General features: G+C 58.0%; 13 protein-coding genes and 1 pseudogene. 8 read left to right on the forward strand and 6 right to left on the reverse strand.

Features of this window, described 5'->3' with window-relative positions; genetic code table 11:
- Positions 1-19 precede the first annotated feature (19 nt).
- From AC3WS9_RS04780 to queE, 3 genes are all read left to right on the forward strand, one after another.
- Positions 20-1,576 (forward strand): PTS transporter subunit EIIC, encoded by a 1,557-nt coding sequence (locus AC3WS9_RS04780; RefSeq protein WP_285143739.1) that lies wholly within the window; start codon positions 20-22, stop codon positions 1,574-1,576.
- The gene (locus tag AC3WS9_RS04785; RefSeq protein ID WP_492487005.1) at positions 1,576-2,265 is read left to right on the forward strand and encodes an N-acetylmannosamine-6-phosphate 2-epimerase; all 690 of its coding nucleotides are present in this window, start codon (positions 1,576-1,578) and stop codon (positions 2,263-2,265) included. The genes AC3WS9_RS04780 and AC3WS9_RS04785 overlap by 1 nt, the downstream gene beginning before the upstream one ends.
- A gap of 72 nt (positions 2,266-2,337) precedes the next feature.
- Positions 2,338-3,009: a 7-carboxy-7-deazaguanine synthase QueE gene (gene queE / locus AC3WS9_RS04790; RefSeq protein ID WP_285143737.1), complete on the forward strand. Its 672-nt coding sequence runs from the start codon at positions 2,338-2,340 to the stop codon at positions 3,007-3,009.
- A 109-nt stretch (positions 3,010-3,118) separates the two neighbouring features.
- Here the strand turns inward: queE and AC3WS9_RS04795 are convergent, their stop codons facing one another.
- Together AC3WS9_RS04795 and AC3WS9_RS04800 are read right to left on the reverse strand one after the other, a co-directional pair.
- Positions 3,119-4,597 (reverse strand): FGGY-family carbohydrate kinase, encoded by a 1,479-nt coding sequence (locus tag AC3WS9_RS04795; RefSeq protein WP_492487007.1) that lies wholly within the window; start codon positions 4,595-4,597, stop codon positions 3,119-3,121.
- On the reverse strand, positions 4,570-5,850 hold the full coding sequence (locus tag AC3WS9_RS04800) for an MFS transporter (RefSeq protein WP_492487009.1): 1,281 nt from the start codon (positions 5,848-5,850) through the stop codon (positions 4,570-4,572). The genes AC3WS9_RS04795 and AC3WS9_RS04800 overlap by 28 nt, the downstream gene beginning before the upstream one ends.
- Positions 5,851-6,194: 344 nt before the next feature.
- Here AC3WS9_RS04800 and AC3WS9_RS04805 point away from each other — a divergent pair, with 344 nt between their 5' ends.
- The 5 genes and pseudogenes from AC3WS9_RS04805 (at position 6,195) to AC3WS9_RS04825 (ending at position 11,483) form a co-directional block, all read left to right on the forward strand.
- Positions 6,195-6,980, forward strand: a complete 786-nt coding sequence (locus AC3WS9_RS04805) for an SDR family oxidoreductase (RefSeq protein WP_492487011.1) — start codon at positions 6,195-6,197, stop codon at positions 6,978-6,980.
- Between the two features lie 60 nt (positions 6,981-7,040).
- The gene (locus AC3WS9_RS04810) at positions 7,041-8,495 is read left to right on the forward strand and encodes an FAD-binding oxidoreductase (protein ID WP_282492799.1); all 1,455 of its coding nucleotides are present in this window, start codon (positions 7,041-7,043) and stop codon (positions 8,493-8,495) included.
- Positions 8,485-9,905 (forward strand): annotated as a pseudogene (locus AC3WS9_RS04815) (MFS transporter). The gene AC3WS9_RS04810 and the pseudogene AC3WS9_RS04815 overlap by 11 nt, the downstream one beginning before the upstream one ends.
- On the forward strand, positions 9,883-10,659 hold the full coding sequence (locus tag AC3WS9_RS04820) for an adenine nucleotide alpha hydrolase family protein (protein ID WP_492487013.1): 777 nt from the start codon (positions 9,883-9,885) through the stop codon (positions 10,657-10,659). The pseudogene AC3WS9_RS04815 and the gene AC3WS9_RS04820 overlap by 23 nt, the downstream one beginning before the upstream one ends.
- The gene (locus AC3WS9_RS04825) at positions 10,656-11,483 is read left to right on the forward strand and encodes an FAD-binding protein (protein ID WP_492487015.1); all 828 of its coding nucleotides are present in this window, start codon (positions 10,656-10,658) and stop codon (positions 11,481-11,483) included. Before AC3WS9_RS04820 ends, AC3WS9_RS04825 begins: the two co-directional genes overlap by 4 nt.
- On the opposite strand, the gene AC3WS9_RS04830 is transcribed toward AC3WS9_RS04825, so the two are convergent.
- The 4 genes from AC3WS9_RS04830 to queD all read right to left on the reverse strand — a co-directional run bounded on the left by AC3WS9_RS04830 (position 11,480) and on the right by queD (position 14,050).
- Complete coding sequence (locus AC3WS9_RS04830; RefSeq protein WP_282492802.1) at positions 11,480-12,055, reverse strand: glycerol-3-phosphate responsive antiterminator; 576 nt, start codon at positions 12,053-12,055, stop codon at positions 11,480-11,482. The genes AC3WS9_RS04825 and AC3WS9_RS04830 overlap by 4 nt on opposite strands.
- Positions 12,056-12,074: 19 nt before the next feature.
- Entirely contained in the window at positions 12,075-12,347 is a 273-nt protein-coding gene (locus AC3WS9_RS04835) for a ferredoxin family protein (protein WP_324722881.1), read from the reverse strand.
- The gene (locus AC3WS9_RS04840; protein ID WP_492487017.1) at positions 12,338-13,606 is read right to left on the reverse strand and encodes an FAD-dependent oxidoreductase; all 1,269 of its coding nucleotides are present in this window, start codon (positions 13,604-13,606) and stop codon (positions 12,338-12,340) included. The genes AC3WS9_RS04835 and AC3WS9_RS04840 overlap by 10 nt, the downstream gene beginning before the upstream one ends.
- 81 nt (positions 13,607-13,687) lie before the next feature.
- A complete protein-coding gene (gene queD / locus AC3WS9_RS04845; protein WP_282492805.1) occupies positions 13,688-14,050 on the reverse strand; it encodes a 6-carboxytetrahydropterin synthase QueD in 363 nt (120 codons plus the stop codon).
- Positions 14,051-14,186: the final 136 nt, after the last annotated feature.

A 14,186-nucleotide genomic window follows, 5' to 3' on the forward strand; every position in this document is an offset into this window, starting at 1 on the left:
ACACAGGGGAATTGAAAATATGATGCAAATGTTCAGTGGGGCCTCCTCGGGGGCGTGGTTTGAAAAGGCGCAGCGGTTCGGCAAATCGTTCATGCTGCCGATAGCCGTCCTGCCCGCCGCGGGCCTGCTGCTCGGGATTGGCGGGGCATTGTCCAACCCCAACACGCTGACGGCCTATCCGTTCCTGGATGTCGGCTGGCTGCAGGCGATTTTCACCATCATGAGCAGCGCGGGTTCGATTGTCTTTGCCAACCTCTCGGTGCTGTTTGCCGTGGGCGTGGCCGTCGGGCTGGCGAAAACTGACAAAGGCACCGCCGGGCTGGCGGCGCTGCTCGCTTTTCTGGTGATGAATGCCACCATCAATGCGCTGCTGATCCTTACCGGCACGCTGGCGCATGAAAATCCTGGCGCGGTCGGGCAGGGAATGACGCTGGGGATTCAGACGCTGGAAACCGGCGTCTTCGGCGGTGTGGTGATTGGTCTGGTGACCTGCGCGCTGCACCATCGCTTCAACAAAATCGCCCTGCCGCAGTTCCTCGGTTTCTTCGGGGGCTCGCGCTTTGTGCCAATCATTAGTTCACTGGCGGCGATTGTGGTCGGTGCGCTGATGACGGTTGTCTGGCCGCACTTCCAGAAAATGATATTTGGCCTCGGCGGTCTGGTTGATGCGACCGGCTATCTCGGCACGTTCTTGTACGGGTTTATCCTGCGTATGCTTGGCCCATTCGGCCTGCATCATATCTTCTATCTGCCATTCTGGACCACGGCGCTGGGCGGAAGTGAAATCGTCAACGGCCAGCTGGTGGAAGGGACGCAGCGCATCTTCTTCGCGCAGCTTGCCGACCCTAATACTCAGCAGTTTTACATCGGCACCTCGCGCTTCATGTCCGGGCGTTTTATCACCATGATGTTCGGCCTGCTGGGCGCGTGTCTGGCGATGTACCACACGGCAAAACCGGAGAACAAAAAACGCGTGGCGGGGCTGCTGCTCTCGGCGGCGCTGACCTCTTTCCTGACCGGGATCACCGAGCCGATTGAGTTCTCGTTCCTGTTTATCGCCCCGGTGTTATACGTTATCCATGCCTTCTTCGACGGGCTGGCGTTCATGATCGCCCACATTCTGCACATCACCATCGGGCAGACTTTCTCGGGCGGTTTCATCGATTTCATTCTGTTTGGCGTCCTGCAGGGCGAAGCCAAAACCCACTGGATGTACGTCCCGCTGGTCGGCGTGCCGTGGTTCTTCCTCTACTACTTCACCTTCCGCTACCTGATTAACCGCTTTGGTTTTGCGACGCCGGGCCGCGAGAAAGAGGCGGTTGTCGAAAGCACGCTGCCACAGAGCGAACGCGCGGCGGCGGTGATTGCGGGGTTAGGCGGCAGGGAAAATCTGGAAGAGGTGGACTGCTGCGCCACGCGACTGCGCGTCACGGTAAAAGACGGCAGCAAGGTCGACGAAGCGGCACTGAAAGCGACCGGCGCACGCGGCGTCATCGTCCGAGGGAACGGGGTTCAGGTCATTTATGGCCCGCACGTCACCATCATTAAAAACGAAGTCGAAGAGAGTTTAGCGTAATGAAAACGGTACTGGATGTTTTGAAAGGCAAATTGATCGTCTCCTGTCAGGCGCTGGAAAACGAACCGCTGCACAGTTCATTTATCATGTCGCGCATGGCGCTGGCAGCCGCGCAGGGCGGGGCGGTTGCCATTCGCGCCAACAGCGTGGTGGATATTGCCGCCATCAAAGAGACCGTCTCTTTGCCGGTGATTGGCATCATCAAACGTGATTATGCGGACAGCGAGGTATTCATCACCGCAACGATGAAAGAGATCGACGAGCTGATGACGGTGACGCCGGAAATGATTGCCCTCGACGCCACCGACCGTCCGCGTCCAGGCGGCGAAACGCTGGCCGCGCTGGTCGAGAAGATTCGCGCGCGCTATCCCTCTCTGCTGTTGATGGCGGATATCGCGACCGTCGCGGAGGCTAAAACCGCGCAGGATCTCGGATTCGACTGCGTCGGCACCACGCTTCACGGCTATACGGCGAATACGACGGGCCGTCTGTTGCGTGAAAATGATTGTGGATTCTTACGCGAGGTGCTGGCGGCGGTGACCATTCCGGTCGTCGCTGAAGGCAACGTCGAGACACCCGAACTGGCCGCGCGTTGCCTGGAATTAGGCGCGCATACGGTGGTGGTCGGCGGGGCGATCACGCGTCCACAGCAGATTACTGCCCGCTTTGTGGCGGCGATTGAGGCGTAAAGCACCGATCGGGCATGATACTTAGGCGGGGATCTGCGATACTTATCGTTTATCCCCTTTACTGAGATGACTATGCAGTACCCGATTAACGAGATGTTCCAGACCCTGCAAGGCGAGGGTTACTTCACCGGCGTTCCTGCTATTTTTATTCGTTTACAGGGATGCCCGGTCGGCTGTGCCTGGTGTGATACCAAACATACGTGGGATAAACTCGCAGATCGGGAAGTGTCGCTGTTTAGTATTCTGGCCAAAACCAAAGAGAGCGATAAATGGGGCGCTGGCAGTGCGGAAGACCTGCTGGCGATCATTGGTCGTCAGGGCTGGACCGCCCGCCACATCGTGATCACCGGTGGCGAACCCTGCATCCACGATCTCACCCCGCTGACGGATCTGCTGGAAAAGAATGGCTACAGCTGCCAGATCGAAACCAGCGGCACCCACGAAGTGCGCTGCTCCCACTCGACCTGGGTGACCGTGTCGCCAAAAGTGAACATGCGCGGTGGGTATGACGTGTTGTCGCAGGCGCTCGAACGCGCCGATGAGATCAAACACCCGGTTGGCCGCGTGCGTGATATTGAAGCACTCGACGAACTGCTGGCGACGCTGACGGATGAAAAGCAGCGCATTATTGCCCTGCAGCCGATCAGCCAGAAAGACGACGCCACGCGTCTGTGCATCGAAACCTGTATCGCCCGCAACTGGCGTTTGTCGATGCAGACGCACAAGTATTTGAATATAGCCTGACTGAAATGCCGGGTGGCGGCTTCGCCTTACCCGGCCTACAAGGTCAATGCTTGCCAGGCCAACGGGTTTTGTAGGCCGGGTAAGCGTTAGCGCCACCCGGCAACACAGCTCACGCGTTCGACCAGCTCTGAATCGCCTCCACCTCGCTCAAATCCCCGTGGAAAACCGCGTACGATTTTTTCAAAATCGGGTCCGTGTGCTGAGTGAGCTCTTTGAAGATCCCTTTGTTCATCGCCTCATAGCGCGCCGCATGGGCCGCGACCGGCGTAAACACATCTTTCACCCGCACCATCTTCTCCACCGCCTGCTGATACGACGGATAGACACCCAGCCCGACCGCCGTATTAATGGCCGAACCTAAGCTGGCGCAGCCGTTGATCGCATTGCGCTGCGTCGGCAGGTTAAACACGTCGGCGAAAATCTGCATAAACAGATCGCTGTTCGAGCCGCCGCCGGTGATGATCAGCCGCTTCGCCACGTGCTGCCTTTCTGCGCACATGTTGTCGTAGTTGTTTTTCAGCGTCAGGGCGATGCTCTCCAGAATCGAGCGGTAGATCCACGCGTAATCCATGGTGGCGTTAAAGCCAATCATGATCCCACGCTTATACGGCTCCCACGGGTTGGTCAGCCAGTCGAGGACGGTCATCAGGCCGTCGCAGCCCGGCGGCACGTGGCTGGCTTTCTGGTTGAGATAATCTTCCGGTGAGACGCCCTGGGATTTGGCATCCTGAATCAGAGATTCGCCGAGCATGTCGCGCAGCCAGCTCACCGTCCACATCCCTTTGCGAATGCCGTAACCCTCGTACAGCAGAGTTTCAGGAATCGACGACATAATCGGCCAATAGGCCTGCGGATCTTTTGGCAGCGTGGTGCCGTTCATCATCAGCGCGATATAGGTGCCAAGCGAAATCACCGCCGTTTCATCGTCGAGCAGACCGGCCCCCAGCGCTTCGACCGCTTTGTCGCTGGTGCTGCACACCACCGGCAGACCCTTCGGGAAACCCGTCGCTTTTGCGGCCTCCGGGGTGATATGGCCCAGCACCGTGCCGGGCATCTGCACGTCAAACAGCATCTCGCGTGGGATGTTGAATTTCGTAAAGATCGCCTCGTCCTCGCTCCAGTCCCAGGTTCTGTAATCCACCGGCCACTGACCGAAGTAGTTGGCGATGTTGTCTTTGCGCTCGCCCGTCAGACGGTGCGAGAGATAACCCGAAAACGAGGTGACGTAAGCCACGTCTTTCTGCGTATGTTCATACGGGCGCGTCACGCGGGCGTCCTGCCAGCTGATGAGCGGCGCAGCGGGCGTTCCGTCGGCTTTGAGCAGGGCGCGACAGCAGCGGATCGACCCGAGACCAATCCCGACAATCTCCTCCGGCTTGCCGCCGAACTGGCGCATCAGATCTTTTCCCGCGGCGCACAGGGAAGTCCAGAGATCGTCATCGGGATGTTCCACCGTGTCGGCATCGGGCGTGTGCATCGGCTGCAACAGACCCTTGCCTTCGCACACCACGTTTCCCTTGAGGTCGTACATCACCACTTTGGTACTCTGACTCCCGCCATCTATTCCAATGATGTAATGCTTCGACATTGCTCTTCTCCTTTGATTTTCCGAAACAGCAGGAATGTAAAGACGATCACCATGCACACGGCGCACAGTCCCATCATCCACATATTGCGATAGGCTTCGGCGGCAGGCAGCGTATCCTGCCAGTGGCCGACGATAGGGTAAACAAAGACATCCGGCAGAAAACCGATCACCGAGCAGATCCCGACGGTGGTGCCCATGATAAAGGTCGGCGTACGCGCCTCGCCGGGGCAGGCAAAATAGAGCCCGCGTGAGGCGTAGCAGGTGAAGGCCAGCAGCAGAATCAGGCCAATCCCGATGGCGACGGACTGCGGCTGGCTGTTGGTGGCGAGCAGCGCCGCCAGCGTCAGCGCACTCACCACGGACAGGATCTGAATCACCCGCGTCGGGGATTTCACCCGGCTGTAGGTGGTGATGATCCCGCCGAGCGGGCCGCAGAAGGCGCGGAAGATTTTATTGATCACGATCCCCATGTAGCTCGCCGCCACCAGCGACATGCCGTACATTTCCGTCAGATAGTTTGTGGAGTAGCTGAGGATGGCGTAGATCGTGTACACGCCGAAAATGATCAGGCTGCAGTACCAGGTGGTGCTGATGCGCAGAACCGAAAGAATGTCGCTGAGCTGAAAGGTTTTCTTGTCTGCCACCGCACCGGGCGCGTACTGGCTCGTCCCGTCAGCGACAAAGAACCAGCACAAGATCCCGAGCAGAATGTAGACCACGCTGTAGATCATGATCACCGTTTTCAGGCTGTTAGCGTCGTCCGGCGCAAAGCGCGAAAAGGCCCACATGGTAAACACCGCCAGCGACATCACCCCCACGCCGCGCAGCCCTTCCATCCAGCCCATGATCTTACCCTGCTCGCTGCTGTCGCCGAGCATTGACGCGGCTTTGATGGATACCGACCACAGCATCAAAATAGTGGTGATGGCGAACGCCACCTGAATCAGCAGCATCACCCACAGAGGGGGATAGGTGGCCATGATAAATCCCAGCAGGCCGGTAATGATCATCGCGGAGGTAATCATCTTGCGGTGCGAAAATTTATCGGCAATAACCCCACTCGGCGCGTAGAGAATAATTGCGGTTATTCCGAAAGTACTCATGATTAACCCTATTTCGGTATTGCTAAATCCCATAAATTTTGCCATCGGGATTTGATAGATATAGCGCAAATAGGCGAGATCAAAACTCACGCCACCGCTAAAACTAATAATGGCGAGGGTAATCCAGCGACGCCAGGGTGAATGTTGCATAGGGATCTCTCACGTTAGTGGTGTAGGTTAATAGGGCAAAAAACAAACAAAAAAAAGAGAAAAGTAAACCGCCTTTTCAGGAGGATTACTTTTCTCTTGGTCTCTAGTAATTACACTACAAATAACATGCGTGACGGTGTTTGAGTGTGAGAATAATCACGCTTCTGACCATTTGTTATTTCATGGGGCTGAAACACGGCTCTGTGATTTCCATCACATTAGACTCTACCTGGCTATGCTACAAATTATCCACAGTTACCAGAGAACATGAGAAAGGTGACTTCCCTCTTACCGGGGGAAGTTGCCTTTCTTTTTTTTTGCCTAAAGGATTGTGGAGCCACATTATGTCTATCGAGTCGCTTAACGCATTTTCTATGGATTTCTTCTCCCTGAAGGGAAAAACGGCGATCGTCACCGGGGGCAACAGCGGCCTGGGCCAGGCGTTCGCCATGGCGCTGGCAAAGGCGGGAGCCAACCTGTTTATCCCGAGCTTTATCAAAGACAACGGCGAAACCCGCGAGCTGATTGAGCAGCAGGGCGTGGAAGTCGAATTTATGCAAGTGGACATCACCGCCGACGGCGCGCCGCGCAAGATCATCGCCGCCTGCTGCGAGCGTTTTGGCACCGTCGATATTCTGGTCAACAACGCCGGGATCTGTAAGCTGAATAAAGTGCTGGATTTTGGTCGTGCTGACTGGGACCCGATGATCGACGTCAACCTGACGGCAGCATTTGAATTAAGCCATGAAGCGGCGAAAATTATGATTCCGCAGCAGAGCGGAAAAATCATTAATATCTGTTCGCTGTTCTCTTATTTAGGCGGCCAGTGGTCCCCGGCCTATTCGGCGACAAAACATGCCCTCGCCGGTTTCACCAAAGCCTATTGCGATGAACTCGGGCAATATAATATTCAGGTCAACGGCATTGCGCCGGGATATTACGCCACCGAAATTACCACCGCTACTCGCAGTAATCCTGAAACCAATCAGCGCGTACTGGATCATATTCCGGCGAATCGCTGGGGCGATACTCAGGATTTAATGGGGGCGATGGTTTATCTCTCCAGTCGTGCCTCTGATTATGTCAATGGCCATTTATTAGTTGTCGATGGCGGCTATTTAGTCCGTTAATCATTTTCCGCTTAATCCGGTGGTTTCTGCTTATTACTGTTAAATCAGAAAGGAATTATTATGTCTTTATCCCGCGAAGCAATTGTTGAACAGGTAAAAGAAATTGTCGGTCCCGAGCGCGTGGTGACCGATGAAAACGTACTGAAGAAAAACAGCGTCGATCGCTTTCGAAAATATGCCGATATTCACGGCGTGTTTACCCTGCCTCTGCCCGCGGCGGTGGTGAAACTCGGCTCGACGCAGCAGGTTTCCGACGTGCTGGCATTTATGAATCAGCATAAAATCAACGGCGTACCGCGTACGGGAGCTTCCGCGACGGAAGGCGGGCTGGAAACGGTGGTGAAAAACTCGCTGGTGCTCGACGGCTCCGGGATGAACAAAATTATCGATATCGATATCGAAAATATGCAGGCCACCGCCCAGTGCGGCGTCCCCCTGGAAGTGCTGGAAAACGCGCTGCGCGCCAAAGGTTACACCACCGGCCATTCCCCGCAGTCCAAACCGCTGGCGCAGATGGGCGGGCTCGTGGCGACGCGCAGTATCGGCCAGTTTTCTACTCTTTATGGCGCAATCGAAGATATGGTGGTCGGGCTGGAAGCGGTGCTGCCGAACGGCACCATCACCCGCATCAAGAACGTGCCGCGTCGTGCCGCCGGGCCGGACATTCGTCATATTATCATCGGCAACGAAGGGGCGCTGTGCTACATCACTGAAGTGACAGTGAAAATTTTCAAATTCACCCCGGAAAACAACCTCTACTACGGCTACATTCTCGACGAGATGAAAACCGGCTTTGAGATCCTGCGCGAAGTGATGGTCGAAGGCTATCGTCCGTCGATTGCCCGCCTGTACGACGCCGAAGACGGCACGCAGCACTTCACCCATTTTGCCGAAGGTAAATGCGTGATGATCTTTATGGCCGAAGGCAATCCACGCATGGCGCGCGCCACCGGGGAAGGCATCGCCGAGATCGTGGCGCGCTACCCGCAGTGCACCCGCGTGGACAGCAAGCTGATCGAAAACTGGTTCAACAACCTCAACTGGGGCCCGGAAAAAGTGGCTGCCGAGCGCGTGCAGATCCTCAAAACCGGCAACATGGGCTTCACCACCGAAGTGTCCGGGGACTGGAGCTGCATCAACCAGATTTACGAGCGCGTGATCCACCGTATCCGCACTGAATTCCCGCATGCGGACGACATCACTATGCTCGGCGGTCACTCCTCCCACAGCTACATCAACGGCACCAACATGTATTTCGTCTACGACTACAACGTGGTGGACTGTAAGCCGGAAGAGGAGATCGACAAGTACCACAACCCGCTGAACAAAATCATCTGCGAAGAGACGATCGCCCTCGGCGGTTCGATGGTGCACCACCACGGTATCGGTAAGCACCGTGTGCACTGGGCGAAAGCGGAGCACGGCACCGCCTGGGCGCTGCTGGAAGGGCTGAAAAAACAGTTCGATCCGAATGGCATTATGAATACCGGAACCATCTATCCGATTGAAAAATAATCACTGCTACGGCTTCTCCTCGGGGAAGCCGTCCTTTTTCCTGAAGGGGGAGCCATGAGCGCGTCACCCGTACGAATGGACGATCTGCCGCTAACCCGCTTTCACTGGCGTATTGCCGGTCTCACTTTTGGTGCCCATCTGACCGACGGCTACGTGCTCGGCGTCATCGGCTACGCGATTATTCCGCTCCAGTCACAGATGAACCTGACGGCGATGCAGGAGGGGATGGTCGGCGGCTCGGCGCTGTTTGGTCTGTTTCTCGGCAGCCTGATTCTGGGCTGGATCTCCGATCACATTGGCCGCCAGCGCATCTTCACCTTCAGCTTTCTGCTGATCACCCTGGCCTCCTTTCTGCAGTTTTTTGTCACCTCGCCGGAACAGCTGATTTTTCTGCGCGTCTTAATCGGTTTTGGCCTCGGCGGCGACTACTCCGTGGGCCACACGCTGCTGGCGGAATTCTCCCCCAAACGCTATCGCGGCATGCTGCTCGGCGCGTTTAGCGTGGTCTGGACCATCGGCTACGTGCTGGCGAGCGTGGCGGGGCATCTGTGGATCAACAGCGAACCCGAAGCCTGGCGCTGGCTGCTGGCCTCCGCCGCCTTCCCGGCGCTGGCGATCACCCTCCTGCGGATGGGCACGCCGGAATCCCCTCGCTGGCTGATGCGCCAGGGGCGGATTGGTGAAGCGCACGCGGTGGTGCGGCGTTTTCTGGGCGCGAATGTGCTGCCCGGCGATGAAATTGCCAGCGTCACCACCCGCCATATCCGCACGCTGTTTTCCGCCCGCTACTGGCGGCGCACGGCGTTTAACAGCCTGTTCTTTATCTGTCTGGTGGTGCCGTGGTTCGTGATTTACACCTGGCTGCCGACCATTGCCGGGACCATTGGTCTGGAGGATGCCCTGACCGCGAGCCTGATCCTCAACGGGCTGCTGATTGTCGGGGCGCTGCTCGGGCTGGTGCTCACCTGGTCGCTCTCCCGACGTCAGTTTCTGATCAGCAGCTTTTTGCTGCTGGCGCTGACGCTGACGGCGCTGGCCTTTACGCCCGCCAGCAACAGCACTCTGATCCTGCTGTTGTTCGTGCTGTTCAGCACCGCGATTTCGGCGGCCAGCAACCTGGTCGGAATTCTGCCCGCTGAGAGTTTCCCGACTGACATTCGCTCCCTGGGCGTGGGATTTGCCACCGCCATGAGCCGACTCGGCGCGGCGATCGCCACCGGGCTACTGCCGATGGCGCTGCTCTCCTGGGGAATGCGCAACACGCTGCTGATGCTGGTCGCGGTCCTGCTGGTCGGGCTGCTGGTGTCGCTCCTGTGGGCGCCGGAAACCAAAAATCTATCGCTGGTGGAGGCGGCCGAGCTGCCGCCAAAGCCGCTGGGAAAGGTGAATGAACATTCTGTTGGCATTTAAGGCCGAGCCGGATCTGTCGATGCTGTCAGAGGCTGACTGGCAGGCGGCGGCCCGCAGTGGAACGGGCCCGGATCGCACGCTGATGCGCTCGCTCATGGGCAATGACGAGCAGGGCGCGGCGGAGCTGATGCTGCTGGCGCGCAACGTTAATCCTGCACTGGAACTCAGCGCAGTGACGATCGGCGACGACCGCGCGCTGCCGATGCTGCGCCATCTGGCGGCGCTGGGGTTTTCCCGCCGGACGTTGCTGACCTGTGAGGAGGAGCTCCGCTTTTCCCCCGCGCTTGTGGCGCAGCAGCTGGCGGAACAGGTTCGGGAACAGAATGCGGGACTGGTGCTGCTGGGTACGCAAAGCAGCGAAGGTCAGAACGGACAAACCGGCTGGCTGCTGGCGGAGATGCTTGGCTGGCCCTGTTTGTCTTCCGTATGCGGATTGAACGTGGACGGCGAGGGTTTTATCGTCGAGTGTGAAGGCTTGCACCAGCGCAGCCGGTGGTCGGTGCATCAGCCAGCAGTGCTGAGAGTGCAGAATCGCGGGCAGATGGCGCTGCGGGTGCCGGGCATGCGGGCGCGGCTGGCGGCGGCAAAAGCAGAGATCGAACAGCGGCCATGCGGGGCAGCGGCAGCAACGATCTCCTGCCTCAGTCTCGCGCGCCACCTCCCTCGCCGCAGCGGGATCATCATCGACGAACCCGCCCCGCAGGCCGCGCAGCGGCTGTGGAATGACTACCTGGCGCAGAGGATGCAGCCATGAACCTCGCGATGGTGATACTCAAACCCGAAGACGAAGGGCCGATGGCGGATTTTCTTGCTGCGCATGGGCTTAATCCACAGTGTTGCTGGCGCGTAAACGGAGGAAACATAGAGGCGCTGCTGCCCGCGCTGGAATCGGCGTTTATAGCCGATTCGCCGGACATGGTTTTGTTTCCGTCCTCAACGACAGGCGACGAACTGGCCACTCGCTTGGCGTGGCGTCTGCAAGGCAGCGCGGTGTGTCAGGTTCAGAGCTGGGATAGCGAAACGCGCACTCTCAGCAAAGCCGTTTACGGCAATGCGCTGACGGCCACGCTGCGGCCTGAACGTCGCCCGGTTTGCCTGTCGCTGGCGGCGAATCTCCCTCGCCTTAATGCTGTGTTCCCGACAGATATTCCCACCACAGAGATAGCGCCGATTGAGATTTCTGGCGGATTACCGGAGCCTGAGATCCTCACCAAATCCGCGCATCCGTTGCAGTCAGCGCGCGTTGTACTGGCGACAGGGCAGGGAGCGACGGGTGAGATTTTTGAACAACTCGCCGCTGCGCTCGACGCAGAGCCCGCCTTCACCCGGCAAAGAGTGATGGCGGGCGGCTGCGATGAACAGCGAATGCTCGGGATCTCCGGACAAAGCGTCGCACCCGAGGTGTGCCTGATTGCGGGCGCGTCCGGGGCCTCGGCGTTTATGGCAGGCGTCTCGCAAAGTCGGTTTATTGTGGCGATTAATCAGGATCGAGACGCCGCCGTGTTTGCCGCGGCGGACGTGGGTGTGGTGGGGGATGCGCAGGAAGTGCTTCAGGCGCTGGTGGCGTGCCGGGTTTAATTCAGATCCTTTGCCAGCGTCCAGACGTCGGTATTGGTGGTGGAGAGCGCCAGCACGCCGGCGGCGATCGCATTGCGGGCGTCCTCTTCATCGCACACCAGACCGCCCGCAATCAGCGGCTGGCGCACTTTCTCCGTGACCCAGTTCAGCACCTTCGGCATACAGCCCGGCAGGATTTCGATGCAGTCGGCGTTGGACTGCGCCACCTGCTTATCGATGTTATGAAACGAAATCGAGTCGACGATAAACAGGCGGTGAATGCAGAAAAAGCCCTCGGCGCGGGCGGCTTTCAGCATGTTCGGCTTGGTGCTGATGATCCCGTCGGCCTGGGTCACCAGCTTGAGAAACTGAATCACAATCTCTTTATTCGACGCCCCTTCCAGTAAATCGACATGGATAAAGGCCATTTTCCCGGCCTGTTTGATCTTTTGCACGATCCCGGTGATGGTGCAGATATTGCCGTAGAGCACGGAAATAAACTGGCAGTCTGAGTCGATAGCCAGCTGCAGGCTGGCGTTGTCTTTTACCGCCGCGATAACCGGGTTTTGTCTGAGCAGGTGAAGAATTGGCACGCGTTGATCCTTATTATTTTTAGCCAAAACGCAGGGTCAGCCCCGCGCCGGAAGGGGGATACTGCCACCCGGCTAGCGCGTCGCTGCCCGCCAGAAGTCGGCAGCAGCCGCACTCCAGGCAGCCCTGAAAATGCACATTTACCCTGCCAGCAGAATCGGGCGTAAACAACCCTGCAGGGCAGATCTTTTGCAGGAGTAAAATCTGCTCGTCGCTGAGGTTTTCCCGCAGCTGAATGTGGGGTTCTCCGGCGGGATGGTAGCAATTGTGCGCCAGACTTTCGTTTACAGACATCGCAGACTCCTCAGAATATCAGCGCCCATCCGCGCAACGCCGAAGCGGCGCGTATGACGCAACAGGATGCGCCACAGGGGCGGGCTGGCATCGGTTCCTGCGCGCGTTAAATCGCGCATCACGGCACGGCTGAATTCCGGCCACTGGTGATAAAAACTGTCTCGCTGCAACAGGGCAGGAACATCACGGTAGCGCTGGAGCTGATGCCAGAGCGCGCTGCGTTCCAGTTCGCGGTCAAACAGCGTTTGCAGTGGTTTTTCAGGCGCGCGAAAATGGGTGATAAGCGCCTGCGCGGCGGCCTGGGCGCTTAGCATCGCGGTGTCCATGCCTCTGACCGTCACGCCGGTATTGATGCAGGTGCGCAGCGCATCGCCAATCAGCAGCCAGCCCTCACCGGCGCGCTGCAGGGGCACGGAATTCAGACCGCCTTCCGGCACCAGATGGGCAGCATATTCCAGGGTTTCGGCGTCGCGAATTAACGGGCGCAGCGTCGGGTGATGTTTCAGTTTTGCCAGCAGAGAGGAGGCGGAGCCCGGTCCGTTTCGCAGGGACGCCAGCGGGGCGACAATCCCCAGTGAAAGAGAATGCTGATTGGTGTAAAGGAACGCTCCGGCGGGTTTAGTGCCGCAGATTTGCCCGCTGAACAGCCAGGCCGCGCCTTCGTTCTCTTCCAGATGGAAACGGTCCTGAATGCGCGCGGGGTCGAGGGCGAGCGTCTCTTTAATGCCCAGCGCCATCTGCTCCATCGACGGGCGAGAGACCAGATTCTGCTGCTCGGCGAGCAGGGTGTTTGCCCCTTCGGCCAGCACCACGACGCGCGCGCTCAGCAACTCACCCTCGCACATCACGCCCGTGATGCGGCCCTGTTCGCGGTGCAACGCATCGACAGTCACGCCACACAGCAATTGAGCGCCTGCCGCTTCCGCCTGCGCGGCCAGCCAGGGATCGAATCGGGCACGCAGCAGGCTCCAGGAAGGGCTCACCGGGTTTTGCGCGCACAGGGTCGTCGCCCCGTCAGCGGTTAACAGAGAGAAATGCTCGCGGGTAATACGCCGCTCTAAGGGCGCATGAGTGTGAAAATCGGGGAGAATATCGGCGAGGGCGTAACCGTAAAGCCTGCCGCCAGAGAGGTTTTTGCTGCCGGGCTGTTCGCCGCGCTCGATGAGCAGAACGGACAATCCGGCGCGGGCACTGAGCAGAGCGCAGGTCGAACCGGCAATCCCTGCGCCAATGATAATAAGGTCAAAATTGTCCGCCACCTTGCGCTCCTTTTCCTGAGAACGCACAACCCTAACATAGCGAAATTAAAGGGAGTTTGACCGCTGCCTCAAAGGCAAAAATCACTCGCCGCGATAAACGCAGCCGGCCGTGCAGGTCTCTTTGATCATCACGCTGCTCAGCAGCGGAACCAGGGGTTTCATCTGATCCCAGATCCATTTCGCCAGGACTTCGCTGGTCGGGTTTTCAAGGCCGGGAATATCATTCAGATAATAGTGATCGAGTCGGTCGTAGGTCGGCTTGAAAGCGGCTTTCAGCTCGGAGAAGTCCATGATCCAGCCCGTGTGCGGATCGACTTCACCGGTAATTTCAAGACGCACCATGAACGAGTGTCCGTGCAGACGGCCGCATTTGTGTCCTTCTGGAACATGCGGCAGGTGGTGGGCGGCTTCGAAGATGAAATCTTTAAACAGTGTGGTGGACATGATGTGCTCTCAGTAATGCGAATGCGGAAAAAACCGCCGCATAGTACCGGAAAGACCCTTTTTTCGCATTAACTAAAACGGCCCTTGGCCCGGATGCGAGCTTTTCTCATCCTTTATGACTATAAAAACAAGCTAA

This window comes from Lelliottia sp. EB106-05-01-XG201 (assembly GCF_058791735.1).

Excerpts from the sequence above, each read along its gene's own strand:
- AC3WS9_RS04780 (WP_285143739.1), top strand. The coding sequence starts at position 20 with ATGATGCAAATGTTCAGTGGGGCCTCCTCGGGGGCGTGGTTTGAAAAG.
- AC3WS9_RS04785 (WP_492487005.1), top strand. The coding sequence starts at position 1,576 with ATGAAAACGGTACTGGATGTTTTGAAAGGCAAATTGATCGTCTCCTGT.
- queE (WP_285143737.1), top strand. The coding sequence starts at position 2,338 with ATGCAGTACCCGATTAACGAGATGTTCCAGACCCTGCAAGGCGAGGGT.
- AC3WS9_RS04795 (WP_492487007.1), bottom strand. The coding sequence starts at position 4,597 with ATGTCGAAGCATTACATCATTGGAATAGATGGCGGGAGTCAGAGTACC.
- AC3WS9_RS04800 (WP_492487009.1), bottom strand. The coding sequence starts at position 5,850 with ATGCAACATTCACCCTGGCGTCGCTGGATTACCCTCGCCATTATTAGT.
- AC3WS9_RS04805 (WP_492487011.1), top strand. The coding sequence starts at position 6,195 with ATGTCTATCGAGTCGCTTAACGCATTTTCTATGGATTTCTTCTCCCTG.
- AC3WS9_RS04810 (WP_282492799.1), top strand. The coding sequence starts at position 7,041 with ATGTCTTTATCCCGCGAAGCAATTGTTGAACAGGTAAAAGAAATTGTC.
- AC3WS9_RS04820 (WP_492487013.1), top strand. The coding sequence starts at position 9,883 with ATGAACATTCTGTTGGCATTTAAGGCCGAGCCGGATCTGTCGATGCTG.
- AC3WS9_RS04825 (WP_492487015.1), top strand. The coding sequence starts at position 10,656 with ATGAACCTCGCGATGGTGATACTCAAACCCGAAGACGAAGGGCCGATG.
- AC3WS9_RS04835 (WP_324722881.1), bottom strand. The coding sequence starts at position 12,347 with ATGTCTGTAAACGAAAGTCTGGCGCACAATTGCTACCATCCCGCCGGA.
- queD (WP_282492805.1), bottom strand. The coding sequence starts at position 14,050 with ATGTCCACCACACTGTTTAAAGATTTCATCTTCGAAGCCGCCCACCAC.